The sequence below is a fragment of the Streptococcus sp. HMSC034E12 genome, from assembly GCF_001835915.1.
In the GTDB taxonomy this organism is placed as follows: domain Bacteria; phylum Bacillota; class Bacilli; order Lactobacillales; family Streptococcaceae; genus Streptococcus; species Streptococcus vaginalis.
This window is the reverse complement of record NZ_KV826468.1, coordinates 1-357: the sequence shown is the minus strand read 5'-3', so window position 1 is coordinate 357 and position 357 is coordinate 1. Positions and strand designations below refer to the sequence as shown.

Here is a 357-nt window from a genome sequence, read left to right as displayed (position 1 = left end):
ATAACAACTATTGGAGCTTTATACAAAATCGACATAACTCTTGTCAATGGTATTATTGCAGCAGTTACAACATTTACGGGTACTGTGTTAGGTATCTCTAGCAATAAATATCAAAACGCGCAAAACGAACAAGCCGGCGCAAAATCAGAAGGAGAATAAGCATGAGTAGAATTGAGTCAAGTATTGCAGAAATGCGTAGATTGCAAGCAATTCCCGTGCACTATGACATGGGCGACCGTTACGGGAATGATGCAGACGGAGACGGACGTATTGAGTATGATTGTAGCTCGGCCGTTAGTCAGGCATTAGGATTGAGTCTTAATAACAACACAGAGAGCTTACAACAAGCCCTCCCTA

General features: G+C 42.0%; 1 pseudogene. It reads left to right on the top strand.

The features are described from left to right. Window positions 1–161: 161 nt before the first annotated feature. Window positions 162–357 (top strand): annotated as a pseudogene (locus tag HMPREF2574_RS08700) (lysin); the annotation flags it as partial.